Origin of the sequence: Mycoplana dimorpha (assembly GCF_003046475.1) — a bacterium.
GTDB lineage: Bacteria > Pseudomonadota > Alphaproteobacteria > Rhizobiales > Rhizobiaceae > Mycoplana > Mycoplana dimorpha.
The window spans coordinates 510,572-537,131 of the sequence record NZ_PZZZ01000004.1 but is presented as its reverse complement, the minus strand read 5'-3'; the positions used below and the strand labels follow the sequence as shown (position 1 = coordinate 537,131).

Below are 26,560 nucleotides of genomic sequence, written 5' to 3'. Positions count from 1 at the left end.
GGCGAGCGGGCAGCGCCGATCTGCTGCAAAAGTTCGTTGTAAATCGTATTGGTGTACGATAAAAATCTGCCGACGATCGGAGGAGGTCGTCCTCAGAAACTTTCGAACAATGGCTGAACCGGTTTCGCCGTGCCGAGCACAAGGTTTGGCCGCCGGCTCTGAGAGGAGGAATTTATGACAGATATCGCCATGACGGTCCCGGCGCGGGAGGACCATCGGCTCATTCGCTCCCTGACCTGGAGAGATGCCTTCTGGGTGACTAGCGGGGTGCCGGCGCTCGTCCTGTTCACCATCGGTCCGATCGCGGCTACCGCCGGCAACATCTCGGTTGCCATCTGGACCGCCTCGATCCTGATGGGGTTCATCCAGGCATTCACCTATGGTGAGATCGCCGGCCTTTTCCCGCACAAGTCGGGCGGGGCGTCCGTCTACGGCGCAATCGGCTGGGTGCGCTACGGCAAGCTGCTTGCTCCCATCTCCGTGTGGTGCAACTGGTTTGCCTGGACGCCGGTGCTGGCGATCGGCGTCAGCCTGGGCGCCGGCTATATCCTCGGCGTGCTGTTTGCGGCCGACTCGGTGGTCAACACCTGGCAGTTCACACTGGTCGATCTCGGCTGGCTGCGCACCGGGCTCACACTGCGCATCAACTCGACCTTCCTGCTCGGCTTCGTGCTGATGCTGATCGTCTTCGCGATCCAGCACCGCGGCATCCTGTCGACGGCGAAGCTTCAGAAGATTTTCGCCGTGTCGTCGCTGCTGCCGCTGGTCCTGATCGGCGTCGTTCCGCTCTTTACCGGCGACGTCGTGTCGTCGAACTTCGCCCCCTTCGTCCCGCTCGCCCGTGATGCCGCCGGCAATGCCGTTAACGGCGCCTGGAACTGGCCCGGCATGGTGGTCGTCGCCGGCAGCATGCTGATGGCGGCATGGTCCACTTACGGCTTCGAGACGGCGGTCTGCTACACGCGCGAATTCAAGAACCCTGCCGCCGACACCTTCAAGGCGCTGCTCTATTCCGGCCTCTTCTGCCTCGCCATCTTCATCCTTGTCCCGCTGGCCTTCCAGGGATCGCTCGGCCTCGCCGGCATGCTGGCGCCCGACATCTACAGCGGCATGGGCGTCGCCAAGGCGATGGCAGCGATGGTTCATGCCGGCGGTGTCATGACCAATGTCATCGTTGTTATGCTGGTCTGCACCCTGTTGCTGTCGATCATGACGGCGATGGCCGGCTCTTCGCGCACGCTCTACCAGGGCGCCGTGGATGGCTGGCTGCCGCGCTACCTCGACCGCGTCAACGAGCACGGCGCGCCGACCCGGGCCATGTGGACCGATCTCGGCTTCAACCTCATCCTGCTCTTGCTGTCGGACATCGTCTTCATCCTGGCAGCGTCCAACGTCGGCTACATCATCTTCATCTTCATGAACCTGAATTCCGGCTGGATCCACCGCATCGACCGCAAGGACTGGGCGCGTCCCTTCCGGACGCCGGACTGGCTGCTCGCGGCAGGCACGTTCCTGGCCTACGTCAATCTCGTCTTCCTCGGCATGGGCGCCGATATCTGGGGCGAGGGAACGCTGGTGACCGGCCTGTTCTTTGCCTCCCTCATCGTGCCCGTTTTCGTCTTCCGCCACTACATCCAGGACAAGGGGCATTTCCCCGAGGCGATGAAGGAAGACATGTATCTAGGCCATGAGGAAGGGGCGGCGGTCAGGGCCGGCATGCTGCCCTACCTCGCGCTGCTGGGCGGGTGCGCGGTCGTGGCAATCTCCCACTGGCTGGCCAGCATGTAAGCCGGCTTCTCCGGGCGAAGGCGCGCCTGCGCCTTCGCCCCCGCTCCAGCGGGTGCGGAGCACTTGGCCGAAACGGTCTACCTGCCGATAGCGGCACCGCCCTTCGGAAGCCCCTCGCACCACCGTTCCAGGTTTCAGGAGTAGCCCATGAATGCGCCTCACAACCACTCGATCTTTGAAGCCGGGACGCCGATCCCCGAAAAGCAGGCGGCCCATCGGTCCCCGCGCCCAGTCGGCAAGGCGGCGGTCGAGTTCCTTGTGCTGGTTCTGCCCGGCTTTTCGCAGCTCTCCCTCGGCTCGCTGATCGAACCGTTGCGTCTGTCCAATGCGCTCACTCGGGACACCCCCTTCACCTGGCGCATCGTAAGTCTCGATGGCGAGCCGGTGGAATGCGCCAGCGGATTTTTTGTCAGCGTTGCCGGCAGCCTGTTCGAGGTGGAAAAGTCGCTCGGTCCGAAGGCGAGCCTCGTGCTGTGCGCCGGCGAAAATGTCGAGAATTGCGCAACTGCAGCGCTCCGTGGCGTACTGCGCCGCGCGTGGCGCGCCGGCGCCCAAATCTATGCGCTCGGCACGGCGACCTGGCTGCTTGCCGACGCAGCCGTCCTGCTCGACGCCCGCTGCACAATCCACTGGAGCCGCCTCGCGGCGCTGTCGGAGAAATATGCGAGCCTCGCCGTCGACGACGTTCTGTTCGTGCGCGACGGCCCGATCGTTACCTGCGCGGGCGGCCTTGCGGCCTTCGATCTCGCGGTCGACCTCATTCAGCAGATGGGCGGCCCGGAGCTGGCCCGCAGCGTTTGCCAGCACGTCACCGCTGACCGTTGGCGCGATGGAGCCAGTTGCCAGCCCATGCCGTTCGCCCTGCGCGGTGCCGGCAAGAGACTGATGCCGATCATCAGGCTTATGGAAACTCATATCGAGGAACCGCTGTCGCTTGAGGACATATCGCGGCGTGTTTCGCTGTCGCGCAGGCAGATCGAGCGCCTGTTCGAGAAGCATCTGTCGCGCACGCCCTGGCGACACTACCTCGCCCTGCGCTTGACAAAGGCCAGGCAGTTGGTTGAGCTCACCGACATGCCGATCACTGAGGTGGCGGTCGCCTGCGGCTTTGTCTCGCCCACGCATTTCTCGAGGACATTCCGCGACTATTTCGGGGCGCTCCCGAGGCTGCGCAACGTGCCCGGTACGAAGCGGTGAGGCAAGAACCCCGTCGCGGGCAAATACCGTTTCCCAGTATAATGCATTCCTATGGAAGCAATAGAGAAGGCTAGGTTCACTGCACTGCGGAAACCTAGAGACCCTTGAAAGGCTTCGCGTACATTGAGGATGCACTAGAACGAGCGGAGCACACTGAGGTCTGAGCGTGCCCGCCATCTCCAGTTCGGTTCCAGGGCTGTCGCATGAAAGCAGTTGAAATGATGACTGCGTTGGCCAGTGCATATCCATACGTGTCGTATGGAATAGTGCTGGTTCTGGCTCTTTCGGAGTCCTTGCCTGTGCTTGGCGCGGCCATTCCCGGCACGGCAATCATCGTTGCACTCTCAGCCCTGGTGCCGTCCGGGGTTTTGAAGCTTTATCCGTTGCTGGCGTCCGCGACGGCGGGGGCAATCATCGGGGACGGATTCGCATTCTGGCTGGGCCACCGATATCATCGTGAAATCGCGGACCGTTGGCCGTTCAACAGATATCCGACGCTGATTGAAAAAAGCGAGGCATTCTTTCACCGTCATGGCGGCAAGAGCGTCTTTCTTGCCCGCTTTACCCCGGGCGTGCGAGCTTTCGTCCCTCTCGTCGCTGGCATCACTCAGATGCCAGCCGGTCGGTTCTACGCCGTCAATATCCTCTCAGCACTCGTCTGGGCACCGTCGCATATCCTGCCTGGCGTATTCGCAGGAGCATTCGCGTCCTCTCAGGGGGCGGCTGGAACGCACCTGATCGTTCTATTGATCATCTTCGCCGCCGCTACTTGGCTGACACTCCGGTTGACGCGCTACGCGGTTCTCCGCGCGGTCCCTCTCGTTATGTACGGGGTCGACACGCTTCGCGACCGGGCCAGGCAAGCCGACAATCTCGTCAGCAGATTGGTCCTTCGGTTACTAGGCCCGACCGAAAACGAACTGCCAATCCTCGCTCTTTTGATCGCAATCCTGGTTGGAGCAGCCTGGCTGTTCTTCGGGATCGCTGAAGACGTCATCACCGGCGATCCCCTGGTCACATTCGATAAATCCGTGTTTGCCTTTCTGCAGGGCATCAGGACGAGAGCCGCCGACGCGGTCATGATCGGGATCACCGAACTTGGCGACACGACGGTCGTGCTCGCAGTATCTGCCGCAGTCTTGGTCCTCCTCGCTGCACGCCGGTCTTGGCGAACGGCAGGCTACTTCCTGGGCGCAGTCGTCGGAGCTTCAATCTTCAATACCGTGATCAAGGTCGCAGTCCATCGCGTGCGGCCGAGTCCCGATCTGTATGCAGGTTGGAGCAATTTCTCATTTCCCAGCGGTCATAGCACCGAGAATGCCGCCCTTTACGGGTTCATTGCCTTCCTGGTGTGTCGTCCACTGTCAAATGCAGGCCGAACGTGGGTCGCTCTGCCAATCACGATGCTCATCATCGCGATCGCCTTTTCGCGCGTCTATCTCGGGGCGCATTGGTTTTCCGACGTTGTCGCGGGTCTGGCATTTGCGGTTGTCTGGCTGACGATCCTCATCGTGGCATACCTCAACCACCCGTCATCCAAAGAAGCCACCGCCGGTCTGCTTGGCGTAGCGGGCGCTGCGCTGATCGCGGGCGGCGGTCTGAACATTTGGCACCAACACGCCGCTGACGTCGAACGTTATGGAATACGATGGGAGGTTCGAACCGTTTCCAAGCATGACTGGTTGGAAGCGGAGTGGGAAGCGCTGCCGGCCAGGCGTCTGGATATCGTTGGTGAGTACGAGGAACCATTCGTCATCCAGTATGCGGGCCCGCTATCTGGTCTGATCGCGCAGTTGGAGGCGAACGGCTGGAGACAGGGCAGTGTCTGGAATCCCTCCGGTCTCGCAGAATGGCTCAATCCGAACCCTGATATCGAAAAGGCCGCAACGAGCCCTCTTCTCAACCGGGGCAACCTGCCTGCGCTCATTTTGATCAAGGAGACCGGCAGCCCTGATTTTGGCCGCTATGTGCTTCGAGCCTGGCCGACCGAGCTGGCTCTCGACACGGAGCCGATCTCGCCCCTTTGGCTCGTATCCGCAATCGAAGAGAAGCGCCATGAGGCTCTTTTCGGATTGGGCTTTCCCGAAGATGTAGGCAGCTACGATGCAGCTGGGAAAGCAGTTGCCAATGCCCTCGATCCCAGGAAGGCGACGGAGAAAGTCCGTGCGGTCACCTCAGCCGACTGGAGCGGGCGCGTGTCCTTGTTCTCCGGCTCGTAGTTCCAGAAAGGAAGGCAATGAGGATAGTTTCGTTGAGCCAATGGCCGTTTCCGATCACAAAGCCGGTGCCGTTTCCCAATGGCGCCGAGAACGAGCGCGCTGGGGCGTCGAGGGCTTCCTGCTGCAGGTCCTCCCGCCACGATCGGGCGACGAAGCGTCTGCGGCAGGAACGGAACCTGAAGGCCGTGCAACGAGTGCTGAACCACGCCCGCATCACCACCACGGCGCCCGTGATGAGCCACCAAATCAACTTCTTGGCGCAGTTCTACCAACGCGCCATTCTCCTCAAAAAGATCCAAGCGCAGTAGACATGCTGACGGCGATTTTCTGCTCCTGACCGACGGAGGGACCGTCGTTGGCGTCGCGTGCTCCATCGCTGCGTGCATCCGCGGCGCAGACTGGCGCCTCCCGCGAAAGCAACCGCGCGCAGCGCCGACGCTGTGCGCGTGCGGGGCCGCCTTCAGGCCAGGTCGAGCGCCTGGGCGAGGTCGGCGATCAGGTCGTCGGGATGTTTGATGCCGATTGACAGGCGGATCGTCGAGTCGAGAACGCCGATGCGCTGGCGAACCTCCACCGGCACCCCCGAATGCGTCATGCTGGCGGGATGGCTGGCAAGCGATTCCGTGCCGCCCAGGCTGACCGCGAGCTTGAAGATCTGCAGTCCGTTCAGGAAGCGGTAGGACGCCGGCTGTCCACCGCGGATATCAAAGGAAAAGGTGGACCCGGCTCCGCTGCATTGGCGTTCGAAAAGCCGGCCGGGCCGGCTTTCCGGATCGTGATAGGGCAGGTAGTGGATCGTTTCGACCTTGGGGTGCCCGCGCAGGAAGTCGGCGACCAGCCGGGCGTTGGCATTCGCCTTTTCCATCCGGATCGACAGGGTTTCGAGCGAGCGGCCGAGCATCCAGCAGGAATGCGGATCGAGCTGGGTGCCGATCGCGCCGCGCAGCGCCTTCACCGGTTTCATCACCGCTTTGGCGCCGAGTGCCGCGCCGGCGATCAGGTCCGAATGGCCGCCGACATATTTCGTCAGGGAATAGAGGGAGATGTCGGCACCATGTTCGATCGGCCGCTGAAACACCGGGCCGAGCAGGGTGTTGTCGCAGGCGACCACCGGCCGGTGTCCCTGTTCATCGCCCACTGCTTCCGCGACGCGGCTGACCAGCGCAATGTCAACCAGGCTGTTGGTGGGATTGGCCGGCGTCTCGATCAGGATGAAGGATATGCGGCCTTTCCGCATCGCCTCGTCGGCGGCCGTCCGCAGCGCTATCTCGTCCGTGCCGTCGGCGAAACCAACGGCATTGACGCCGAGGTTCAGCATCGTTTTGGCCAGCAGTGTCTCGGTGCCGCCGTACAGCGGTTGGGAGTGCAGCACGACGTCCCCCGGCCGGACGAAGGCCAGCAGCGTCGTGGCGATCGCCGACATCCCTGAGGAGAACAGGACGGCACTTTCCGTCCGCTCGTAAAGCGCGAGGCGATCCTCGACGATCTCGCTGTTGGGGTGATTGAAGCGGGAGTAGACCAGGCCGCCGGCGCTTCCGGCCGGCGGCTCCCGGCGGCCGGCGGTGTAATCGAAAAAGTCGCGCCCCTCCTCGGCCGAGCGGAACACGAAGGTCGAGGTCAAGAACACCGGCGGCTTGACTGCGCCTTCCGACAACTCCGGATCGTAGCCGTAGTTGAGCATCTGTGTTTCGGGATGGAGTTCGTGATTTCCGATGCGGGTCTTCGACGGGCGCGGAGCAGTCATGAAGGTTCTCCTTCGGGCAAGGCTATGCCTGGCAGCTTCCCAGCACGAAAATGGCCCTCCGCAGCGCCCAATCAAGGATGCCTCGGCTCGATCGGCCCGCTGTTATTCGCTCTGCCGGAAATTGCGGATGCGGTCGAACAGGACGGCGAGGATCGTCGCGCCGCCGATGAAGGTGCCCTGCCAGAAGGCACTGATGCCGAGCAGCCCGAGGCTGTTGCGGATCACCTCGATCAGCGCCGCCCCGACCAGTGCGCCGAATGCCGTGCCGGTGCCGCCGGCGAGATTGGCGCCGCCGATGACCGCCGCGGCGATCACCTGCAGTTCCATGCCGGCGCCGATGTTGGTCGTCACCGCGCCGAGCCAGCCGGTCTGGATGATGCCGGCGATGCCGGCCGAGAGCGCCGAGACCATGTAGACGATCACCTTGATCTTGCGGACCGGCACGCCGGTCAGCGTTGCCGCATGCTCATTGCCGCCGATGGCAAAGAGAAAGCGGCCGAACCGCGTCCAGCGCAGCACGAAGCCGGTGAGAAGCGCCAGCGCGATCATGAACAGCACCGGATTGGCGATGCCGAAGAACCAGGCGCCGCCACCGAGCGCCAGCAGCTTGTCGTGGTCGGGACCGAACTGGAAGACAACGGTGTTGTTGGATGCCACCATCGCCAGGCTTCGGGCGATCGACAGCATGCCGAGCGTCACGACGAAGGGCGGAAAGTTGAGATAGGCGATCAGCACGCCATTGAAGGCGCCGATCGCCAGAGCCGTGGCGAGCGAGGCCGCAATGCCGACCCAGATGCCATAGCCGGCATGCATGACGACGGCGAGGATCATGCTGCACAGGCAGAGCACCGAGCCGACCGACAGGTCGATGCCGCCGGTGATGATGACGAGCGTCATGCCCAGCGCGATGATGGCGACAAAGGTGACGTTGCGGGTGATGTTGTAGAGGTTCGTCGAGGTCGCGAACGCCTCGGTGGTGAAGGTCAGAAAGAGGCAGGCCAGGATGACGGCGGCCAGCACCCAGAAGGTCTGGTGGCTCAGGATGGCGCCCAGCCAGGTCTGCTGCTTCTGCTCGATGCTCTGATCAAGGGTTATTGCCATCCTCGACCTCGTTTCCATGGCTGCCGACGGTCAACTCATACCGTCTCTATGGCGCCGGTGATCAATCCGGTGACTTCCTCGGGCGAACTCGTTGCGATCGGCTTGTCGGCCACCTTGCGGCCGCGCCGCATGACGATCACGCGATCGGCGACCGAAAAGACGTCCGGCATGCGGTGGCTGATCAGCACCACGGCGATGCCGCGGTCGCGCAGATGCCGGATATGGTTCAAAACTTCCGCAACCTGACGCACAGAAATGGCCGCCGTCGGCTCGTCCATCAGCACGATCTTGGCCTCCGACAGCATGGTGCGGGCGATCGCCACCGCCTGGCGCTGGCCGCCGGACATCTGCCGGACGACGTCGCGCGGGCGGGTTTCGGATTTCAGTTCCTTGAAGAGCGCACCCGCCCGTCGATACATCGTCCGGTAGTCGAGAATGCCGAGCGGGCCGAAGCCGACGCGCAGTTCCCGTCCGAGATAGACGTTTGCCGCAGCCGTCAGGTTGTCGCACAGCGCCAGGTCCTGGTGCACGATCTCGATGCCGTGCTGTCGCGCGTCGAGCGGGCGATGCAGGACGATCTCCCGCCCGTTGAGGCGCATGGTGCCGCCGCTCGGCCGGAAGTTGCCGGCGATCATTTTCACCAGCGTCGACTTGCCGGCGCCGTTGTCGCCCATCAGGCCGACCACTTGCCCCGCCTCTAGCGTCAGCGATACGTCGCTGACCGCCTGGATGGCGCCGAAATGCTTGGAGATGTTGGTGAGCTCGAGTGCGGCCACCAGCGTCTGCCTCCCGAAAGCCCTCCGCTCGCGACCTGCCGGGCCCCGCGCCACGGATCGATCCTGCCGAGCGCGCTTGCCGGCTAACCTCGCAAGCGATCAGGCATCATTTACGCAAACGCTTGCGACAGCGTCAATCATCCACCGACGGGCGATCCACAATAATATTATTATAGTATGACAAATAGAAGTTGACGGCCGGAACGGCCGCATATTCACTGCGGGGAGCGCAAGACCCTTACCCGTGGCTTTGATGCGCGGTAAGGTGGAACGCGGTGAGGGGAGGCGACGGCGGGGATGGAGGCGCGGTCGCAATCGCAACAGACAACCTTCCTCCGCGGCCAGGCGCCGCGACTGCGAGATGCTCATTGACCCGGAGACGTGCTGTACGCCGCCGAGCGGCCCACGCAACGTCCGGTGTTCGGGTCGATCGTGTGGCGGGCACGCAGCGCCCGTCTGTATCAATGGGAGGAACCAATGAGGAAGGCATTATTGCTTGCAGTCGCGCTGGCAGTTGTCGCCAGCCAGGCCGGGGCCCAGGAGAAGAAGCAGCTCGTGATAGTCGTCAAGGGACTGGACAACCCGTTCTTCGAGGCGATCAACCAGGGTTGCCAGAAGTGGAACAAGGAGAATGCCAGCTCCGAATACGAATGCTTCTACACCGGCCCGGCATCCACGTCCGATGAGGCAGGGGAGGCGCAGATCGTCCAGGACATGCTCGGCAAGGCCAGCACGGCGGCCATCGCGATTTCGCCTTCCAATGCCAAGCTGATCGCCCAGACGATCAAGACCACCGATCCGCACGTGCCCGTGATGACGCTCGACGCCGACCTCGCCGCCGAGGATTCGGCGCTGCGCAAGACCTATCTCGGCACCGACAACTACCTGATGGGGGCCCGGATTGGCGAGTACATCAAGAAGGCCAAGCCTAACGGTGGCAAGATCTGCACGATCGAGGGCAACCCCGGAGCGGACAACATCCTGCGCCGTGCGCAGGGCATGCGCGACACGCTGACGGGGCAGAAGGGGCTCGCAGAACTGAAGGGCGACGGCGGCTGGACGGAAGTGGCCGGCTGCCCGGTCTTCACCAACGACGACGGCGCCAAGGGCGTGCAGGCGATGACCGACATCCTGGCCGCCAATCCCGACCTCGACGCCTTCGGCATCATGGGCGGCTGGCCGCTGTTCGGCGCCCCGCAGCCCTATCGCGACCTGTTCAAGCCGATGGCCGACAAGATCGCCAAGAACGAGTTCGTCATCGGCGCGGCCGACACGATCGGCGACGAAGTGGCGATCGCCAGGGAAGGCCTCGTCACCGCGCTCGTCGGCCAGCGGCCGTTTGAGATGGGCTACAAGGCGCCTTCGGTGATGCTCGACCTGATCGCCGGCAAGCCGGTGGACGATCCGGTGTTCACCGGCCTCGACGAGTGCACCAAGGACACCGTCGACACCTGCATCCAGAAATAGCATCGGCCCGGGGCGCCGCAAACACGGCGCCCCGGTCACTTCCCGGACGGGGATGTGGTGGAGCCGAGACCCGGACATAGGAGAGCACCATGGCGAAACGGATCATGTTCACCGGTGGCAGCGGCAAGGCAGGACGACATGTCGTCCGCTATCTGGTTGAGCAGGGCCACCAGGTCCTCAACCTCGACACAAGGCCGCTCGACAATCCGAAGGTCCGCACCCTGATCACCGACATCACCGACTCGGGCCAGGTGTTCAACGCGCTGTCCAGCTACATGGGGCTGCACGAGTTCGATCCGTCGCTGCGCCCCGAGCCGGTCGATGCGGTCGTCCATTTCGCCGCCATCCCGCGTATCATGCTAACGCCCGACAACGAACTGTTCCGCATCAACGCGCTCGGCACCTACAACGTGATCGAGGCGGCGGTGAAGCTTGGCATCCGGAAGATCGTCATCGCCTCGAGCGAGACGACCTATGGCCTGGTCTTCGCCAATGAACCGCGCAAGCCCGCCTATTTCCCGCTTGACGAGGAATACGACGTCGATCCGATGGACAGCTACGCGCTCTCCAAGGTCGTCAACGAGAAGACGGCACGCGCCTTCGCCCTGCGCAGCGGCTTTGACATCTACGCGCTCCGGATCGGCAACGTCATTGAGCCGCACGAGTACGAGCTGTTTCCGAAATGGTTCGCCGATCCGGGGTTTCGCAAGCGGATCGCCTGGAGCTATATCGACGCGCGCGACCTCGGCCAGATCACCGCGCTGGCGATCGAAAAGGACGGGCTCGGCTTCCAGGTCTTCAACGCCGCCAATGACGACACCTCGTCCGACCTGCCGACGAAGGAACTGATCGAGCGCTTCTATCCCGGCGTGCCGCTGAAGCGGGAACTCGGCGAATTCGAGACGCTGCTTTCCAATCGCAAGGCCCGGGATGTGCTGGGCTTCCGGCCCGAGCACGGCTGGCTCATGTACGTCGACCAGAGCTGAGGCTTCACATTCCCTCTATCGTCGGCTTGTCTTCGGCTTGTCCCCATGAGTTGCGGCCTGGCTACCGCGGGGACGCTGTCGCCGATCTCGGGTGACTGCGGAGAGCCGCTGCCACAGCGGAAGGCATTTTTCAGCCCCTTGGCGTTTTTAGGTCAGCATTGCGTGCCTATTTTGCACCCGGCATGTTATCGAGGCGCGCAGCTACTCAAATCTGTATTCCCGAGAATTCATGTCCAAGGCAAGTGACTTCCTGACGCGCCTGGTGCCCGCCATCGCTCCCGTCAGTCGACTGGAACGGCTTCGTTCAACCATCGGCGCGCTGGTCGGCATTCTGCTGACCGGCTTGCTCAGCACGATTTTGCTCGGCGCCGGCGCCGGGCACCCGTTGCTGATCGCGCCGATGGGCGCATCTGCGGTGCTGCTGTTTGCAGCACCCGCGAGCCCGCTGGCCCAGCCCTGGTCGGTGCTCGGCGGCAACACGGTTGCGGCCGCCATCGGCGTGACCTGCGCCCTGACGATCGGCGATCCGATCATCGCCGCCGCGATCGCGGTGTCCTCGGCGATCGCCGCCATGATGGCGCTCGGCTGCCTGCATCCGCCGAGCGGTGCGGTGGCGCTCACCGCGGTCCTCGGCGGTCCGGTGACCCAGGAAGCCGGATACTGGTTCGTGCTGACCCCGGTCGGCATCAATTCGCTGTTGATCCTTGCCGTCGCACTGATCTTCAACAATGCCACCGGGCGCCGCTACCCGCACCTGGCGCCGGCCGCCCCGGCCAATCCGCACCACACGGCCGATCCGCTCCCGACCCGACGGCTCGGCGTCGTGCCCGACGACCTGCAGGCGGTGCTGGCTCAGTATGACGAAGTGATGGACATCAGCCCGGACGTGCTGGATGAGCTGCTGCACCAGGCGCAGATCCGCGCCTATAACCGTCGCTCCGGCGACATCAGCTGCGGCGAGGTGATGTCGCGCGATGTGGCGACGGTTTCCCCGCAGACGTCCTTGCGAGAAGCCTGGAAGCGGCTGCTGGATCATCGCATCAAGGCACTGCCGGTCACCACCGATGCCCAGGGGCTGGTGGGCATCGTCACCCAGACGGACCTGATGGACGTCATGTTGAACGCCAGCGGCGAGGTGCGGTTCGGGCTAGGCCGCCGGATCCGGCTGGCAGTCGGCAACCGTCAGGCAAAGCCTCGCACCGTTGCCGACATCATGACCCGAAACGTGCATACCGCGCTGCCCGATACCAGGATCGCCAAGCTCGTTCCCCCGATGGCAGACATGGGACTGCATCACATCCCGGTTGTGGATGAGACCAACCGCTTGGTCGGCATGGTCACCCAATCCGACCTCGTCGCCGCGCTTTTTCAAAGTGGGGTCGATCGAGCGACGCAGGCCGGCCGTGGGCCCGGAGAGGCCAACGTCGCCTGATCACGTTACGCGGCGACTGCGTTCCAGGCGCGGCCCACCGAATTACGGCGAGATGCACTGGCGTCGCGGGCCGTTGACGGGCTGATATGTATTGTCATAGGCCCTGTAGGAGCGGTAACGGGCATAACACCAGTCGACGTGACTGCTGACGTTATGATAATGCGGCGGCGCATAGTACCGTGGCGCATAGTAGCCGTAGCCTGGGCCGTAATAGCCGTCATAATACCCGCCGTAATAGGGTTGGGCGGCGAGGCCGCCGATGATCGCCCCGGCCGCAAGTCCGCCGAATAGCGGCCAGTAGTCATTGAAATCGTCGTCATGGTTATGCCCGTGCCAATGGCCTCCGCCCCAGCCACCGCCATGGCCCGAGCCACCGCCATGGCCCCAGCCGCCGCCATGGCCCCAGCCGCCGCCGTGGCCCCAGCCGCCGCCCCAGCCGCCGCCGTGGTCCCAGCCGCCCCTCACCAACTGAACCTGTGGCACTTCGAGTTGCGACGCGTAAATAGACGGAAACGCCTGGGCCGGCAGGGCACCGGCTAAGGCAGTCGCCAGCGAAAGTCCGACTGCTGCCATTCTCATCTGCTTCATCCTCCTGCTGCGCAGAGAATAACGCAAAGCGCCGCTTTTTGTGTCACCTCACCTTTTAGGTAACGCGCTTGTGATCACTGATTTTTCCCCCGCCGCGGCGGCTACGACGTGAGCAGAGCCGCCGACAGTGCGCTTGAAACTTGCAGTTCCAATTAACGCGGTCCGCACGGCTCAGTTAGCGTGCTGGGGCGGCGGCAGGGCGGCATTGGCGAGCCCGTTCTCGGACCGGAAGCAGGCGATGCCGCGATGGCATCGTTGATCGGTTGGTGAGAGTGGTTCGAGGCGACCGCGCGTCCGATTTCGCCATTGGTGCCCAGCGCCCGTAACTGCGCTAGATGCTTCCTCCGGCCCGGCGGCCGCCAAGCCGGGCATCGCCTCGGCTCAGTCGTTCGGCCGGGTGAGGATGAACGTCAGGGGCAGGGCCATGATACCTGCGACGACCAGGGCGACCAGCGGCCGCGGCGTGCCGAAGACTACGAACAGGGCGAAGCTCGTCGCCATCAACGCAGCCGCCATCGCCTTGGCGCGCACCGAGATCGCGCCCCTCTCGTGCCAGCGCCGCAGCGACGCGCCGAAGACCGGGTGCGTGAGAAGCCATTGTTCGAAGCGTGGCGACGAGCGCGCAAACAGGCCGGCGGCCAGCAGCAGGAACGGCGTGGTCGGCAGCAGTGGCAGGAAAATGCCGGCGACGGCGAAGGCCACCATGAGCCAGCCGAGGCAAAGGCACAAAATCTGCAGCGGCAGCTTCATCGGCGGATCCCATGGATGTGACTGTCGCGTTGATAGCATGGCCGCGCCGCCTCCGACAGTTGCGCGGGCCGCGGTTGCCGCCGCGACGGTCGTGGCCAATAACTGCGCCTGGTCGCGCGGCACGACTTCCCATTCGCCCCCATCGTGGCTAGTGTAGCGTTCTGTATTGCGGCTAGGGCCGAACCGAATGGTTCAGGAGGATGGCGCATGCGGTTACCGGCAGTTCTGATCCTAGCAATCGCGTCCGGTCCGCTCGCTGCGGCCGGCGCAGCAAGCCTGGCCCACGCCCAGCAGGCCCCCGCCCAGCAAGCCCCGGCCGTCGTCGTCGCACCCGCGAAGATCATGGATCTGCGCGAGAGCGCCGACTTCACCGGGCGGCTCGTCGCCTACCAGAAGGTCGACATTCGCGCCCGGGTCTCCGGCTTCCTGGAAAGCGTCAATTTCAAGGAAGGGCAGGACGTCAAGGCGGGCAGCCTGCTCTACGAGGTAGAGGACGGCACCTACCGGGCCGCCGTCCAGGAGATCGAGGGCTCGATCAAGGCCGCCGAGGCCCAGCGGGATCTCGCCATCATTGAGCGCGACCGGTCCAAGCGGCTGCTCGCCAGCAATACGGTCTCCCAGTCGCAGCTCGATGTCGCCGAAGCCCAGGTGAAGAAGGCCGAAGCCGATCTTGCCCGCCTCAACGGCAGCAAGGCCCAGGCCGAACTGAACCTCTCCTATACCAGGATCACCGCCCCCTTCGACGGTATCGTCGGATTGTCCGCGGTCGATGTCGGTGCCCTCGTCGGTCCCGAGGCCGGAGCGTTGACGACGCTGACACGCCTCGACCCGATGTATGCGGAGTTCTCGGTGGCGACATCGCTGCTGTTGACGTATCGTGAGGAGGTTCGAGAGGGCAAGATTTCCAGCGGCGCCAATGTTCGGATCATCCTGCCGGACGGCACGGAATATCCCTCGAAGGGCACGGTCAATTTCGTCTCGAGCAACGTGGCGCAAGGGACAGACACCGTCACCGTGCGAGCGGAGTTTCCAAATCCTCATGGCGTGCTGCTGGATGGTACCCTCGTGCGCGTCTCACTCGAGCAAACCAACGAGCAGGACGTGCTGGCCATACCGCAGGAGGCGGTGCAGCGCGACCAGCAGGGCGCCTTCGTCATGGTGGTCGGGGCCGACTCGAAGGTCGAGTTGCGGCGTGTCGACATAGCGCGGACGACGCGCGGCCACGCCGTCATCGCCTCGGGACTGAAGGAGGGCGAACAGGTGATCACCGAAGGCGTGGGCAAGGTAAGGCCGGGCATCGTGGTCGACGCGGCGCCCGCAGCGGCTGCGGGTGGTTGAGCGATGCTCTCCGAGATCTTCATCGATCGGCCGCGTTTCGCCGCCGTCATCTCGATCGTGCTCACGCTCGCCGGCGTGATCGCGCTGACGCAGCTGCCGGTCGCGCAGTTCCCCGACATCGTCCCGCCGCAGATCAGCGTCACCGCAAGCTATCCGGGCGCGGGCGCGGAAGTGGTCGAGAGTACCGTCGCGCAGCCGATCGAGGCCAAGGTCGTCGGCGTCGACAACATGCTCTACATGAAATCGACGAGCGGCGCGGACGGCTCCTACAACCTCACCGTCACCTTTGCGGTGGGCACCGATCCCGATATCGCCACCGTCAACGTCCAGAACCGCGTCGCACTCGCCGAGGCCGGCCTGCCGGCGGAGGTCAAGCAGAGCGGCGTCAGCGTGCAGAAGAAATCCTCGGCGCTGATGCAGGTCATCTCGATCTACGGCAAGGACAAGGACTTCGACAACCTGTTCCTGTCGAACTATGCGACCATCAACGTGCTCGACACGATCAAGCGTGTTCGGGGCGTCGGCGACGCGACGCTGTTCGGCGCCCAGGACTATTCCATGCGGATCGTGCTCAACGTCGATCGCATGACGAGCCTGAAGCTGACGCCGACGGACGTGATCAACGCGTTGCGGGCGCAGAACGTTCAGGCCGCGATCGGTCGCATCGGTGCCCAGCCGATGACCGACGACCCGCTGTTCCAGCTCAACCTGCAGACCCAGGGCCGGCTGACCGATCCGGCCCAGTTCGAAAACATCGTGCTTCGCGCCGAGCCGGACGGCTCGTTCGTGCGGCTGCGCGACGTCGCCAGGGTGGAACTCGGCGCGGCGAGCGCGGATTCGTTCTCGCGCTTCAACGGCAAGCCCGTCGCGATGATCGGCACCTTCCAGGCGCCGGGGGCCAACGCCCTCAACGCCGCGCGCGGCGTCAACGAAGCGATGGCGCGCCTGTCGAAGAACTTTCCGGAAGGCCTGACCTATGACGTCGCCTACGACACCGGGCAGTTCGTCCAGGCCAGCGTCGACAACGTGATGCACACGCTGATCGAAGCCTTCATCCTCGTCATCATCGTCGTGTTCCTGTTCCTCGGCGATTGGCGGGCGGCGCTGATCCCGCTGATCGCGGTTCCGGTCGCGCTGATCGGTACCTTCGCCGTCATTCTCGCGATCGGCTTCTCGCTCAACACCATTTCGCTGCTGGCGCTGGTTCTGGCGATCGGCATCGTCGTCGACGACGCGATCGTGGTGGTGGAAAACGTCGAACGCGTCATGGAGGAGAACCCCGGAATGGTGGCTGCCGAGGCGGCCCGCCTCGCCATGGGCGAGATCACCGGCGCGATCGTCGCGATCACCCTCGTGCTTCTGTCCGTGTTCGTGCCGGTCGCCTTTATCCCCGGCCTCAGCGGCCAGCTGTTCCAGCAGTTCGCCGTGGCGGTCTCGGTGTCGATGGTGCTTTCGGCCATCAACGCGCTGACGCTCAGCCCGGCGCTGTGCGCCATCCTGCTGAAGCCGCATCATGGCCCGAAGCGCGGCATACTCGGCTGGATTTCGCGCGGCATCGATCGCGGCCGCGACGGCTACGTGTTCGTGGCGGGCCTTATCGCGCGGCGGGCGATCATCGGGCTTCTGCTGCTCGCGGTCGCTGCCGGCGCAGCCGGGTGGCTGTTCCGCATCGTCCCGACCGGTTTCCTGCCGAGTGAGGACCAGGGAGCCTACTTCGTCGAAATCCGCTTGCCGGAAGGCGCCTCCGTCAACCGCACCGACGCGATCGTCAAGCGGGTCGAGACGATGCTCGGCGAGATCGAAGGGGTCGCGAAGGTGACCACCGTCGTCGGCTACAGCTTCCTCGACGGGCTCTCCAAGTCCAACAGCGGCTTTGCCATCGTGACGATGAAGCCGTTTGCCGAGCGCGAGAGCGCGGCCGCCTCCGTCGATGCGGCGGTCGCGACCACGATGGCAAGGGGATCGGCGATCCGCGACGCCCAGATCTTCGCCTTCAACCTGCCGCCGATCCTGGGCCTCGGCACGGGGTCCGGCTTCGAGTACCAGCTGCTCGACACCCAGGGCCGCTCGCCGGCGGATCTCGCGGCGACGGCGCGCGGGCTGATCATTGCCGCCAACCAGAGTCCCCTGCTGGGTCCGACGTTCACCACCTATTCGGCGAGCTCGCCGCAGCTGTACCTGTCACTCGACCGCGACCGCCTGCAGGCGCTCGGCGTTTCGGTGAGCGATCTGTTCGCAACCCTGCAAGGCACGCTCGGATCCTATTACGTCAACGACTTCAACCTGTACGGCCGCAGCTGGCGCGTAACGATGCAGGCCGCGCAGGCGGATCGTCGCTCGGTGGACGATATCAGGCGGCTGCATGTGCGAAACGCGGCCGGCGAAATGGTCCCGGTCGCATCGGTGGCGCGGGTGGAGTACATCGTCGGTCCCCAATCGATCGTGCGCTACAACAACTATCGCTCGATCACGCTGAACGGCCAGCCGGCGCCGGGTGTCTCGTCGGGGCAGGCCCTTGCAGCCATGGAAGCCATATCGGCGGCGACGCTGCCCGCCGGCTATAGCTACGAGTGGACCGGCACCGCGCTGCAGGAACTGGAGGCCGCAGGGAAGACGACGGTGATCCTCGCGCTTGCCGTGCTGTTTGCCTACCTCTTCCTGGTCGCCCTCTACGAGAGCTGGACGATCCCGGTTCCGGTGCTGCTGTCGGTCATCGTCGGCGTAGCCGGCGCGCTCGTGTCGATCCTCGTGGCTCACCTGTCATTCGACATCTACGCGCAGATCGGGCTTGTGGTGCTGATCGCGCTCGCCTCGAAGAATGCGATCCTGATCGTGGAGTTCGCAAAGTTCCGGCGGGAGCGGGGCGAGCCCATCTTCGATGCCGCCGTCGAGGGCGCGCGCACGCGCTTCCGCGCCGTCATGATGACGAGCATCGCCTTCATCGCCGGGCTCATTCCGCTGGTGACGGCGCAGGGCGCAGGCATGCTCAGCCGCAGGGCGGTGGGCACCGGTGTCGCCGGCGGCATGCTGGCCGCCTCGATGATCGGGATCTTCCTTATCCCGTCACTGTACGTCGTCTTCCAGAGGCTGCGCGAGCGGGCCCACCGCCTTTTCGGCATTGGCCAGCCCGTAGCCGAAGAGCCGCCCAGGACCGACGAGATCGCAGCCCACGACGAGGCCGCGCAATAGCCGCCCGGCAGTGAAGACGGCGGCGGCGATCCGCGCCGGGGCAGGGGCGCACCCCGTCTCCCCGCCTGCGGGGAGATGGGCCAAGACGATCGGGCGTTCAGCTGTAAGGCTCAGTAGCGGCTGAGGGCGAGATCGCTCGCTTCGATTTCCGGCTTGCGGCCGCTGACGAGATCGGCGAGCACGCGCCCGGAGCCGCAGGCCATCGTCCAGCCGAGCGTGCCGTGGCCGGAGTTGATGAAGAGGTTCTTGATCGAGGTGCCGCCGACGACCGGCGTGCCGTCCGGCGTCATCGGCCGCAGGCCCGACCAGAAGGTCGCCTTCGACTGGTCGCCGGCGCCGCCGAACAGGTCCTCCACCGAATGTTCCAGCGTGGCGCGGCGGGCGGCGGGCAGGTCGTCGCTGAAGCCGGCGATCTCGGCCATGCCGCCGACGCGGATGCGGTCGCCGAGCCGGGTGATGGCGATCTTGAAGGTTTCGTCCATGATGGTGGAGACCGGCGCGCGGCTCTCGTCGACGATCGGCACGGTGATCGAGTAGCCCTTCACCGGATAGATCGGCGCCTTCAGCCCGAGCGGGGCGATGAGGGCGGGCGTATAGCTGCCGAGCGCGGCCACGAACGCGTCGGATTCAACCAGGCCGTCGGCGGTCTCCACCGCAACGATACGGTCGCCGATGCGCTTCAGGCGGCGGATGTCGACGCCGAACCGGAAGGTGACGCCGAGCGCCTCGGCGTGCCCCTGCAATATGTTGGTGAACTTGAAGCAGTCGCCCGTCTCGTCATTGGGCAGGCGCAGGCCGCCGACGAATTTTTCCCGCACCCGGGCCAGCCCCGGTTCCGCGGCGATGCAGCCCGCCGGATCGAGCACCTCGAACGGCACGCCGTCGGCACGCAGCACCTCGATGTCCTTGCCGATGCCGTCGAGCTGCTTCTGGGTGCGGAACAGCTGCAGCGTGCCCTGGGTGCGATGGTCGTAGGCGATGCCGGTTTCCTGGCGGAGCGCGATCAGGCAGTCGCGGCTGTACTCGGCAAGGCGCACCATGCGCCCCTTGTTGGTGGCGTAGCGGGCGCTGGTGCAGTTGGCCAGCATCGACATCATCCAGCGCCAGGTGGCGGCGTCGGCCATCGGCCGGATGATCAGCGGCGCGTGCTTCATGAACAGCCACTTCACCGCCTTCTGCGGAATGCCCGGCGCCGCCCAAGGCGAGGCGTAGCCCGGCGAGATCTCGCCGGCATTGGCGAAGCTCGTCTCCAGCGCCGGACCGGGCTGGCGGTCGAGGACGGTCACCTCATGGCCGGCCTTGGCGAGATAGTAAGCGGTGGTCACGCCGATGACGCCGGCGCCGAGAACGGTGATTTTCATGATTGCCCCATGGATCGATAAACGCCTGTTGGATCAGCGGTATTCGCGGTGGTATCGGTTCCCGAGGCCCGTCAGGATCTCGTAGGATATCGTGCCGGCGTCGGCGGCGATCGCCTCCAGCGGCTGGTGCGGGCCGATGAGCTCGACGAGACTGCCGAGTTTCAGCGTGCCGGGCGGCAGTGCGGTGACGTCGATGGTGATGCTGTCCATCGATACGCGCCCGACGATCGGCAGGCGCGTCCCGGCGTAGTAGGCGGCCCCACGATGGCTGAGGCTGCGCGGCAGGCCGTCGGCGTAACCGGCGGCGATGGTCGCAAGCCGCGTCTCGGCCGTGGTGATATGGGCGCCGCCATAGCCGACGCGGGTGCCGGCCGGCACGGTGCGCGTCTGGACGACGCGCACGTCGAGCCGCACGACCGGCCGCATCGGATTGTCGGGCGCATCCGTCGGCACCCCGCCGTAAAGGGCGATCCCCGGCCGCGCCAACGCGCCGTGGAACTCGGGCCCGAGGAAGATGCCGCCGGAATTGGCGAAGCAGAGCGGCAGGTCCGGGAACAGGGCGGAGACCTGTCGAAGCACCGCGAGCTGGTCGGTGTTCTGGGGGCTTTCCGTTTCGTCGCCGCTCGCCAGGTGGCTCATCAGATAGAGCAGTTCGATGTTCTCGAGCAGGGCGGGATCGGCCGCGACAGCCGTCACTTCCTCCGGCGGCAGGCCGAGCCGCGACATGCCGCTGTCGATCTGCAGCAGCGCCGGGCGGCGGCTTCGACGATCCCTGGCGGTTCGCGCCCAGTTCTCCACCTGCTCAAGGCAGTTCAGCACCGGAATGATGCCCTTGGCTGCACAGACGTCCTCGGCACCCGGCTGCAGGCCGTTCAGCACGAAGATCCGGACGTCAGCGGGAAGCAGCGGCTCCAGCTGCAGTGCCTCGCCGATATGGGCGACGAAGAAATCGCGGCAGCCGGCCTCGTGAAGCACCGGCGCGACGCGGGCGGCGTCGAGGCCGTAGGCATTCGCCTTGACCACCGCCGCCACCGGCACGGGCGCCGTGCGCTCGGCCAGCAGCAGATAGTTGCGGCGCAACGCTTGCAGATCGATGGAGAGATATCCAGAGGCGCCTTCGCGCCCGATGATTTCGCGTGGATGTGTGTTCAATGCCGCCCTCCCGACAGTGGAGATAAGCTATTGAAACAATCGGGCGCTTTCATTCGAATTGTTGCTCTGTTATTTCATCTTTCGATAATTCGCCGCATATCGTGCGAGAAAATGGAAGATTCTGCATGAAGGGGCTGGACTCGATCGACCGCAACATCATCCGCCTGCTGCGGCTGAATGCGCGCATCACCAATGCGAAGCTCGCCGAGGAGGTCGGCTTGTCACCGTCAGCCTGCCTGCGGCGGATCAGCCTGCTCGAGCAGTCCGGCGTCATCCGCGGCTATACGGCGCTCGTCGGCAGCTCGGAGGGCGGGACCCCGATCGCCGTCATCATCAACATCACGCTCGAGCGCCAGACCGAGGAGCACCTGAACCGCTTCGAATCGGCCGTTCGCCGCCATCCGGAGATCCAGGAGTGCTACCTGATGACCGGCGGGTCGGACTACCTGCTGCGGGTCGAAGTGGAGAATGCCGGCGATTTCGAGCGGATCCACAAGGAGATCCTGGCGAAGCTGCCGGGGGTGCTGCGCATCCATTCCAGCTTTTCGATCCGCAACGTGCTGGCGTCGCGCGCGCCGTCGCGCTGAGCGTTCGGCATGGTGCCGCACCGCGCCGGGGAGGGCATGTGGGCGGCCGCAAGCATCAGGCCTTGGTACTCTCCAGTTGCGGGTTCACGCGCTGCTGCTGCCTCGGTGGGCGCTGATCCCGTATCAGCTCGATCACCCGCGAAAACTGGTGGCCGTCGGGCAGCGGCCGTCCGATCGCGACCACGGCGGCGTCGGCAAGCTCTGTCCGCAGCAGGGAGAGGACCCGCCTCTGCGACGGTCCCTCAAGGACTTCCAGCAGCTGGTCGATGACGATCCAATGCGGCCTTTGCAGCAGCAAGCGGGCGATGGCGACAAGGCGTGTCTCCTCGTCGTTCAGTTCGCGGTCCCACCGGGCGTCTTCATCGAGCCGTGGCGCTATGCGTTGCATGCCGACCTTCGACAGCGCCTCCGCCAGAGCGGCATCGGTGATCGTTTCGGTGTTCGGATAGGACAGCACGTCGCGCAGTTTACCGGGCGCCAGATAGGGCGTTCGCGCCAGGAAGGTGACGGCCTCGTCCTTCGGCAACCCGATCCGCCCGCTGCCCCAGGGCCAGAGCCCGGCGAGCGCCCGAAAGAACAAGGTCTTGCCCGCGCCGGCGTCGCCCATGATGAGGACGCGCTCGCCGGGGGAGATCTGGACATGCGGATCGTCCAGCCGGGTCCGGCCGGTGGATGAATTGACGCTCAGGCCGTCGATCGTCAGGCGGTTGGTTTCGTTCAGCTGGAATTCGATGCGTCCCTCGGCGTCCTCGAGGGCGTCGGTGCCGACGAGCGCGCTGCGAAAATCGGTGATGCGCTGGAGCGTGGCCCGCCAGTCGGTGATCGCGCCGATATTGGCGATGAACCAGCGCAGTGAGGTGTGAACCTGGTTGAAGGCGCCGACAGCCATCATCAGCCCGCCGAAACTGATGTGGCCGGCGAAGTAGACCGGGGCGGCGACGAGGAGCGGGGCAACGACGGTCACCCAGCCGTAGCCGTCGATGACCCAGCCGAGATTGATCTGCGCGCGAAAAATGCCGCGCATCGCGTCAAGCACCGAGTCGAGGTCGCTTTCCAGCCGCTGCTGCTCTCCCGCTTCGCCGCCGGCGAGCGAGACCGAATCGATGTGCTCGTTGACGCGCATCATGGTGAAGCGCAGCGTGGCCTCGCGATTGTAGCGCTCGCTGTTCAGGCCGATCAGCGGGCGACCGACCAGCCAGCTGAGGCAGGACGCGGAGCCGGCATAGATCATCGCCGCCCAGACCATGTAGCCGGGGATCTCGAAGGAGTGCCCGCCGACATCGAACACGAAACCCGCCGACAGTGACCACAGCACTCCGACGAACGAGAAGAGCAGGGTCGAGGATTGCAGGAGGCCGAATGCGAGGTCGGTGGTCAGCTCGGTGAGGTGCCCCGCGTCCTCCTGCATGCGCTGGTCCGGATTGACGCCGATCGCGCCCGCATGTGCAAGCCGGAAGGCCCGGCGCGGCCGCATCCATTCGGTGATCAGATCGGTCGTCAGCCCCTCGCGGAGCTTCAACCGGAATTCCTGGTTGAACCAGCGCTGCGAAACATTGAGCAGCAGAAGCACGCTGGCGATGCCTGCAAAGACCAGCAGTTGGTGGACGAAGGCATCGACGTCGCGCCGCTCGATGGCGTCGTAGAACGGCTTGTTCCACTGGTTGAGGACGATTTGCCCGATGGCGGTGGCCACGACGACCGCAGCGCTGCCGATCGATGTGCAGAGCAGGAACGGGAACACCGGCGATTCCCGGTAGATGCGCTGCATCATCATCATTTGCGACCAGAGACCGCGATTTTCCGTTGCCGGTGCCGCCGGGGCAGGGGGGCCGTTCTGTTCAGTGACGTTGGCCATACTTGCCTCCTTCCGTCACAGCGCGAGGACGCTCGCCGTTCACACTGGAACCGGCAGGCCCGAAGGGCAAGACTGGAGCGGTCGTCGGGCCCCCGCGGCGGCGCGCAGGCCGATCACGTTTGCGGCAGAGCGTGCTTTTCCATCGTGCCTTCACTGCCCCGGCGTCTGGCTTGCCGCCGCCACGACCAGCAAAAAATCTATAGACTTGGTGGAAAATTCCACGCAGGTTGACTTCCCGGCACGGATTTTTCAAACGCGGCTTGCCCAACAAATGACCATTCTTTGCCGCAGTGCTGATCATTTGAGATCTTCCCTTCGGCAAAACCGTCGGTCCTCCCAAGACCCGCACATGATGAAAGCAGGTAACGCATGACCAAGACCCTTCTCAACCTTCTCGACCGTGGATCCTTCACCCGCCGGACAGGGCTTGCCGCGATGCTGGCGGCAACCGTCGCAACCTTCGTGGCGACCATGCCGGCTCCGGCGAGCGCCGAAGACAAGACGACGGTCAAGGTCGGCATCATGAGCGGCGAGGACGAGGACATCTGGCGCGTCGTCGCCGCCGAGGCCGCCAAGAAGGGCCTGACGGTCGAGGTCGTCACCTTCAACGACTACACCCAGCCCAACGAGGCGCTCGAGCGCGGCGAAATCGATGCGAACGCATTCCAGCACGGCCCCTACCTGGAAAACCAGATCCAGGCGCACGGCTACAAGATCGCAATCGCCGGCTACACCGCCGTCTGGCCGATCGGCATCTATTCGAAAAAGCACACGGCGGTCGCCGACCTCCCCGAGGGGGCGGTGATCGGCGTTCCCAACGACCCGTCCAACGAAGGCCGGGCGTTGCTTGTGCTGCAGGATGAAGGCGTCATCAAGCTCCGCGAAGGGGCCGGCATTCTGGCCACCATCGCCGATATCGCGGAGAACCCGAAGAAGGTCGACATCAAGGAACTGGACGCCGGCATCGTCGGCCGCTCGGTCGACGATCTCGATGCGGCGGTCGTCAACACCGACTGGGCGCTGAAGGCCGGGCTGACGGTGGAAAACCGCATTGCCCAGGAGAAGATCGCCGACAACCCGTACCGCAATTTCATCGCGGTCCGCGAGGCCGACCTCAATGAGGCCTGGGTGAAGACGCTGGTCTCCTCCTACCAGAACGATACGGTGAAGGCCGAGTTCGACCGCGTCTACAAGGGCACCGGCACCGTCGCCTATTGACCTGCCCCCGCATCGGACGGATATCAGGCGGCTCGCAGCCCGAAGGGTTTGCGAGCCGCCGCGCCATTGCCAGATGGCGGAAAGGAACATCCATGACCCTGCAGCAAACTCCGGCCGGCCATCCGGCGGACGCCGAGAGCGGACGCGAGCCTGTCGTCCGGTTGTCCGGTGTGCGCCGCCATTTCGGTCAGACGCCGGCGATCGACGGCGTTTCGCTGACCGTCCGCAAGGGCGAGATCCTCGGGCTTATCGGCCGCAGCGGCGCCGGAAAATCGACGCTGATCCGCTGCCTGAATGGCCTCGAGCGCCCCGACAGCGGCTCGATCCAGATCGAAGGGCGCGAGATCACCAAGCTGAGCGAGGAGGAACTGCAGCCCGTCCGCCGTCGCATCGGCATGATCTTCCAGCACTTCAACCTCCTGTCACGCAAGACGGTGGAGGAAAACATTGCCTTGCCGCTGAAGATCGCCGGCTGGACGAAGGAAAAGCGGCTCGCGCGTGCGGCCGAACTCATCGACCTTGTCGGGCTGTCCGGCAAGGCAAGGAGCTATCCGTCGGCGCTGTCCGGCGGGCAGAAGCAGCGGGTCGGCATCGCGCGGGCGCTGGCCGCCAGCCCGGCGCTGCTGCTTTCCGACGAGGCGACCTCGGCGCTCGACCCGGAGACGACCGCTTCGATCCTCGAACTCTTGAAGGACATCAACAAACGGCTCGGCGTGACCATCCTGCTGATCACGCACGAGATGGAGGTGATCCGCACCATCGCCGATCGGGTCGCCGTCATCGATGCCGGCCGGATCGTCGAGGAGGGGCCGGTCTGGTCGGTCTTCGCCAATCCGCACACCGAGACCACCCGCAACATGCTTTCCGGGATCCGGCCGAACCTGCCGCCGCACGTCGCGGCCCGGCTGGTGGGCGAGCCGAGCGGCGAGGCCATCCTCGGTGTCGATCTCTCCGGACCGGATGCCGGCAATCTGCTGGCCGGCCTTTCGGCCGAGCTTCCGGACGGGTTCCGGCTGGTCCATGGCGGCGTCGACCACATCCAGCAGCAGTCCGTCGCCCGGTTCTTCATTGGAATTCCCCCGGCAGCCGACGCGCTGGCGCGGGCAATCGCATATCTGCAGCGCCACGGCGCCAAGGTGGAGGTACTCGGCCATGACCCCCGTCATGTTTGACCTGTTCGTCCGATCCTTCTGGGAAACGGTGATCATGACGGCCGCCTCCGGCGCCATATCGCTTCTGGCCGGGCTGCCGCTGGGGCTGGCGCTTGTCGCGACCGGGCGGGGCGGCATCGCCGAAAATCTCTGGATCAACCGTATACTGGCCGCGATCGTCAACGGCTTCCGCTCGGTGCCGTTCATCATCCTGCTGGTGGCGCTGATCCCGGTCACGCGCTTCATCGTCGGCACGTCGATCGGCATGTGGGCGGCCATCGTGCCGCTGTCGATCGCCGCAACCCCATACTATGCGCGCATGGCGGAGGTGTCGCTGCGCGAGGTCGACCGCGGCCTCGTCGAGGCGGTGCGGGCGATGGGCGGCAACCGCTGGACCATCGTGCGCGAAGTGCTGGTGCCCGAAGCGCTGCCGAGCCTGGTGGCGGGCTTCACCGTGACGCTGATCACGCTGATCGGCGCATCGGCGATGGCCGGCGCCATCGGCGCCGGCGGCCTGGGCGACCTTGCCATCCGTTATGGCTACCAGCGGTTCGAAACGGCCGTGATGATTGCGGTGGTGGCGGTGCTGATCCTGGTCGTCTGCGCAATCCAATGGGCCGGCGACCGGCTGGTCGCGCGCCTCGATCACAAGGCGTGAGCC

General features: G+C 64.9%; 21 protein-coding genes. 13 read left to right on the top strand and 8 right to left on the bottom strand.

Translation table 11 applies throughout. The annotated features are described in order from the left end of the window. The first annotated feature begins 174 nt into the window (after positions 1–174). The 4 genes from C7449_RS12685 (at position 175) to C7449_RS12670 (ending at position 5,512) form a co-directional block, all read left to right on the top strand. On the top strand, positions 175–1,788 hold the full coding sequence (locus C7449_RS12685) for an APC family permease (protein ID WP_108003145.1): 1,614 nt from the start codon (positions 175–177) through the stop codon (positions 1,786–1,788). A 147-nt stretch (positions 1,789–1,935) separates the two neighbouring features. Further along, positions 1,936–2,985: a GlxA family transcriptional regulator gene (locus tag C7449_RS12680; RefSeq protein WP_108003144.1), complete on the top strand. Its 1,050-nt coding sequence runs from the start codon at positions 1,936–1,938 to the stop codon at positions 2,983–2,985. A 203-nt stretch (positions 2,986–3,188) separates the two neighbouring features. Next, the gene (locus C7449_RS12675; protein WP_108003143.1) at positions 3,189–5,204 is read left to right on the top strand and encodes a bifunctional DedA family/phosphatase PAP2 family protein; all 2,016 of its coding nucleotides are present in this window, start codon (positions 3,189–3,191) and stop codon (positions 5,202–5,204) included. Between the two features lie 32 nt (positions 5,205–5,236). Then, entirely contained in the window at positions 5,237–5,512 is a 276-nt protein-coding gene (locus tag C7449_RS12670) for a hypothetical protein (RefSeq protein ID WP_146165078.1), read from the top strand. A gap of 152 nt (positions 5,513–5,664) precedes the next feature. Here C7449_RS12670 and C7449_RS12665 read toward each other — a convergent pair whose 3' ends face one another. The 3 genes from C7449_RS12665 to C7449_RS12655 form a co-directional block, all read right to left on the bottom strand. Continuing rightward, entirely contained in the window at positions 5,665–6,948 is a 1,284-nt protein-coding gene (locus tag C7449_RS12665) for a cystathionine gamma-synthase family protein (protein ID WP_108003141.1), read from the bottom strand. Positions 6,949–7,050: 102 nt separating this feature from the next. Continuing rightward, complete coding sequence (locus C7449_RS12660) at positions 7,051–8,049, bottom strand: ABC transporter permease (RefSeq protein ID WP_108003140.1); 999 nt, start codon at positions 8,047–8,049, stop codon at positions 7,051–7,053. Between the two features lie 35 nt (positions 8,050–8,084). Continuing rightward, positions 8,085–8,879, bottom strand: a complete 795-nt coding sequence (locus tag C7449_RS12655) for an ATP-binding cassette domain-containing protein (protein ID WP_108003139.1) — start codon at positions 8,877–8,879, stop codon at positions 8,085–8,087. Between the two features lie 423 nt (positions 8,880–9,302). Between C7449_RS12655 and C7449_RS12650 the strand changes: the two genes are divergently transcribed. The 3 genes from C7449_RS12650 to C7449_RS12640 all read left to right on the top strand — a co-directional run bounded on the left by C7449_RS12650 (position 9,303) and on the right by C7449_RS12640 (position 12,710). Further along, positions 9,303–10,292 (top strand): sugar-binding protein, encoded by a 990-nt coding sequence (locus C7449_RS12650; protein WP_108003138.1) that lies wholly within the window; start codon positions 9,303–9,305, stop codon positions 10,290–10,292. Between the two features lie 89 nt (positions 10,293–10,381). Then, positions 10,382–11,278: an NAD-dependent epimerase/dehydratase family protein gene (locus C7449_RS12645; protein WP_108003137.1), complete on the top strand. Its 897-nt coding sequence runs from the start codon at positions 10,382–10,384 to the stop codon at positions 11,276–11,278. A 229-nt stretch (positions 11,279–11,507) separates the two neighbouring features. Then, a complete protein-coding gene (locus C7449_RS12640; protein ID WP_108003136.1) occupies positions 11,508–12,710 on the top strand; it encodes an HPP family protein in 1,203 nt (400 codons plus the stop codon). 42 nt (positions 12,711–12,752) lie between these two features. Here the strand turns inward: C7449_RS12640 and C7449_RS12635 are convergent, their stop codons facing one another. Next, a complete protein-coding gene (locus C7449_RS12635) occupies positions 12,753–13,289 on the bottom strand; it encodes a BA14K family protein (RefSeq protein ID WP_108003135.1) in 537 nt (178 codons plus the stop codon). Positions 13,290–13,679: 390 nt separating this feature from the next. After that, a complete protein-coding gene (locus C7449_RS12630) occupies positions 13,680–14,048 on the bottom strand; it encodes a YbaN family protein (RefSeq protein WP_108003134.1) in 369 nt (122 codons plus the stop codon). A 207-nt stretch (positions 14,049–14,255) separates the two neighbouring features. Between C7449_RS12630 and C7449_RS12625 the strand changes: the two genes are divergently transcribed. Together C7449_RS12625 and C7449_RS12620 are read left to right on the top strand one after the other, a co-directional pair. Then, positions 14,256–15,386: an efflux RND transporter periplasmic adaptor subunit gene (locus C7449_RS12625; protein WP_108003133.1), complete on the top strand. Its 1,131-nt coding sequence runs from the start codon at positions 14,256–14,258 to the stop codon at positions 15,384–15,386. 3 nt (positions 15,387–15,389) lie between these two features. Then, positions 15,390–18,575, top strand: coding sequence for an efflux RND transporter permease subunit (locus tag C7449_RS12620; RefSeq protein ID WP_108003132.1), 3,186 nt, complete (start codon positions 15,390–15,392; stop codon positions 18,573–18,575). A gap of 110 nt (positions 18,576–18,685) precedes the next feature. On the opposite strand, the gene C7449_RS12615 is transcribed toward C7449_RS12620, so the two are convergent. Next, a complete protein-coding gene (locus C7449_RS12615; protein WP_108003131.1) occupies positions 18,686–19,936 on the bottom strand; it encodes a D-amino acid dehydrogenase in 1,251 nt (416 codons plus the stop codon). Between the two features lie 33 nt (positions 19,937–19,969). After that, positions 19,970–21,088, bottom strand: coding sequence for an alanine racemase (gene alr / locus C7449_RS12610; RefSeq protein WP_108003130.1), 1,119 nt, complete (start codon positions 21,086–21,088; stop codon positions 19,970–19,972). Positions 21,089–21,213: 125 nt separating this feature from the next. Here alr and C7449_RS12605 point away from each other — a divergent pair, with 125 nt between their 5' ends. Then, positions 21,214–21,675: an Lrp/AsnC family transcriptional regulator gene (locus C7449_RS12605; protein WP_108003129.1), complete on the top strand. Its 462-nt coding sequence runs from the start codon at positions 21,214–21,216 to the stop codon at positions 21,673–21,675. Between the two features lie 55 nt (positions 21,676–21,730). On the opposite strand, the gene C7449_RS12600 is transcribed toward C7449_RS12605, so the two are convergent. Beyond that, a complete protein-coding gene (locus tag C7449_RS12600) occupies positions 21,731–23,530 on the bottom strand; it encodes an ABC transporter ATP-binding protein/permease (RefSeq protein ID WP_108003128.1) in 1,800 nt (599 codons plus the stop codon). Between the two features lie 369 nt (positions 23,531–23,899). Here C7449_RS12600 and C7449_RS12595 point away from each other — a divergent pair, with 369 nt between their 5' ends. The 3 genes from C7449_RS12595 to C7449_RS12585 all read left to right on the top strand — a co-directional run bounded on the left by C7449_RS12595 (position 23,900) and on the right by C7449_RS12585 (position 26,557). Continuing rightward, positions 23,900–24,748: a MetQ/NlpA family ABC transporter substrate-binding protein gene (locus tag C7449_RS12595; RefSeq protein WP_108003127.1), complete on the top strand. Its 849-nt coding sequence runs from the start codon at positions 23,900–23,902 to the stop codon at positions 24,746–24,748. Between the two features lie 92 nt (positions 24,749–24,840). Continuing rightward, positions 24,841–25,920, top strand: coding sequence for a methionine ABC transporter ATP-binding protein (locus C7449_RS12590; protein ID WP_108003126.1), 1,080 nt, complete (start codon positions 24,841–24,843; stop codon positions 25,918–25,920). After that, on the top strand, positions 25,901–26,557 hold the full coding sequence (locus C7449_RS12585) for a methionine ABC transporter permease (RefSeq protein WP_108003125.1): 657 nt from the start codon (positions 25,901–25,903) through the stop codon (positions 26,555–26,557). The genes C7449_RS12590 and C7449_RS12585 overlap by 20 nt, the downstream gene beginning before the upstream one ends. The last annotated feature ends 3 nt before the right edge of the window (positions 26,558–26,560 follow it).

What these genes read in the sequence shown, in the direction of transcription:
- C7449_RS12665 (WP_108003141.1), bottom strand. Translation starts at nt 6,948, where the DNA reads ATGACTGCTCCGCGCCCGTCGAAGACCCGCATCGGAAATCACGAACTC.
- C7449_RS12615 (WP_108003131.1), bottom strand. Translation starts at nt 19,936, where the DNA reads ATGAAAATCACCGTTCTCGGCGCCGGCGTCATCGGCGTGACCACCGCT.
- C7449_RS12685 (WP_108003145.1), top strand. Translation starts at nt 175, where the DNA reads ATGACAGATATCGCCATGACGGTCCCGGCGCGGGAGGACCATCGGCTC.
- C7449_RS12600 (WP_108003128.1), bottom strand. Translation starts at nt 23,530, where the DNA reads ATGGCCAACGTCACTGAACAGAACGGCCCCCCTGCCCCGGCGGCACCG.
- C7449_RS12635 (WP_108003135.1), bottom strand. Translation starts at nt 13,289, where the DNA reads ATGAGAATGGCAGCAGTCGGACTTTCGCTGGCGACTGCCTTAGCCGGT.
- C7449_RS12605 (WP_108003129.1), top strand. Translation starts at nt 21,214, where the DNA reads ATGAAGGGGCTGGACTCGATCGACCGCAACATCATCCGCCTGCTGCGG.
- C7449_RS12660 (WP_108003140.1), bottom strand. Translation starts at nt 8,049, where the DNA reads ATGGCAATAACCCTTGATCAGAGCATCGAGCAGAAGCAGCAGACCTGG.
- C7449_RS12590 (WP_108003126.1), top strand. Translation starts at nt 24,841, where the DNA reads ATGACCCTGCAGCAAACTCCGGCCGGCCATCCGGCGGACGCCGAGAGC.
- C7449_RS12585 (WP_108003125.1), top strand. Translation starts at nt 25,901, where the DNA reads ATGACCCCCGTCATGTTTGACCTGTTCGTCCGATCCTTCTGGGAAACG.
- C7449_RS12675 (WP_108003143.1), top strand. Translation starts at nt 3,189, where the DNA reads ATGAAAGCAGTTGAAATGATGACTGCGTTGGCCAGTGCATATCCATAC.
- C7449_RS12645 (WP_108003137.1), top strand. Translation starts at nt 10,382, where the DNA reads ATGGCGAAACGGATCATGTTCACCGGTGGCAGCGGCAAGGCAGGACGA.
- C7449_RS12640 (WP_108003136.1), top strand. Translation starts at nt 11,508, where the DNA reads ATGTCCAAGGCAAGTGACTTCCTGACGCGCCTGGTGCCCGCCATCGCT.
- C7449_RS12680 (WP_108003144.1), top strand. Translation starts at nt 1,936, where the DNA reads ATGAATGCGCCTCACAACCACTCGATCTTTGAAGCCGGGACGCCGATC.
- C7449_RS12650 (WP_108003138.1), top strand. Translation starts at nt 9,303, where the DNA reads ATGAGGAAGGCATTATTGCTTGCAGTCGCGCTGGCAGTTGTCGCCAGC.
- C7449_RS12630 (WP_108003134.1), bottom strand. Translation starts at nt 14,048, where the DNA reads ATGAAGCTGCCGCTGCAGATTTTGTGCCTTTGCCTCGGCTGGCTCATG.
- C7449_RS12595 (WP_108003127.1), top strand. Translation starts at nt 23,900, where the DNA reads ATGACCAAGACCCTTCTCAACCTTCTCGACCGTGGATCCTTCACCCGC.
- C7449_RS12620 (WP_108003132.1), top strand. Translation starts at nt 15,390, where the DNA reads ATGCTCTCCGAGATCTTCATCGATCGGCCGCGTTTCGCCGCCGTCATC.
- C7449_RS12625 (WP_108003133.1), top strand. Translation starts at nt 14,256, where the DNA reads ATGCGGTTACCGGCAGTTCTGATCCTAGCAATCGCGTCCGGTCCGCTC.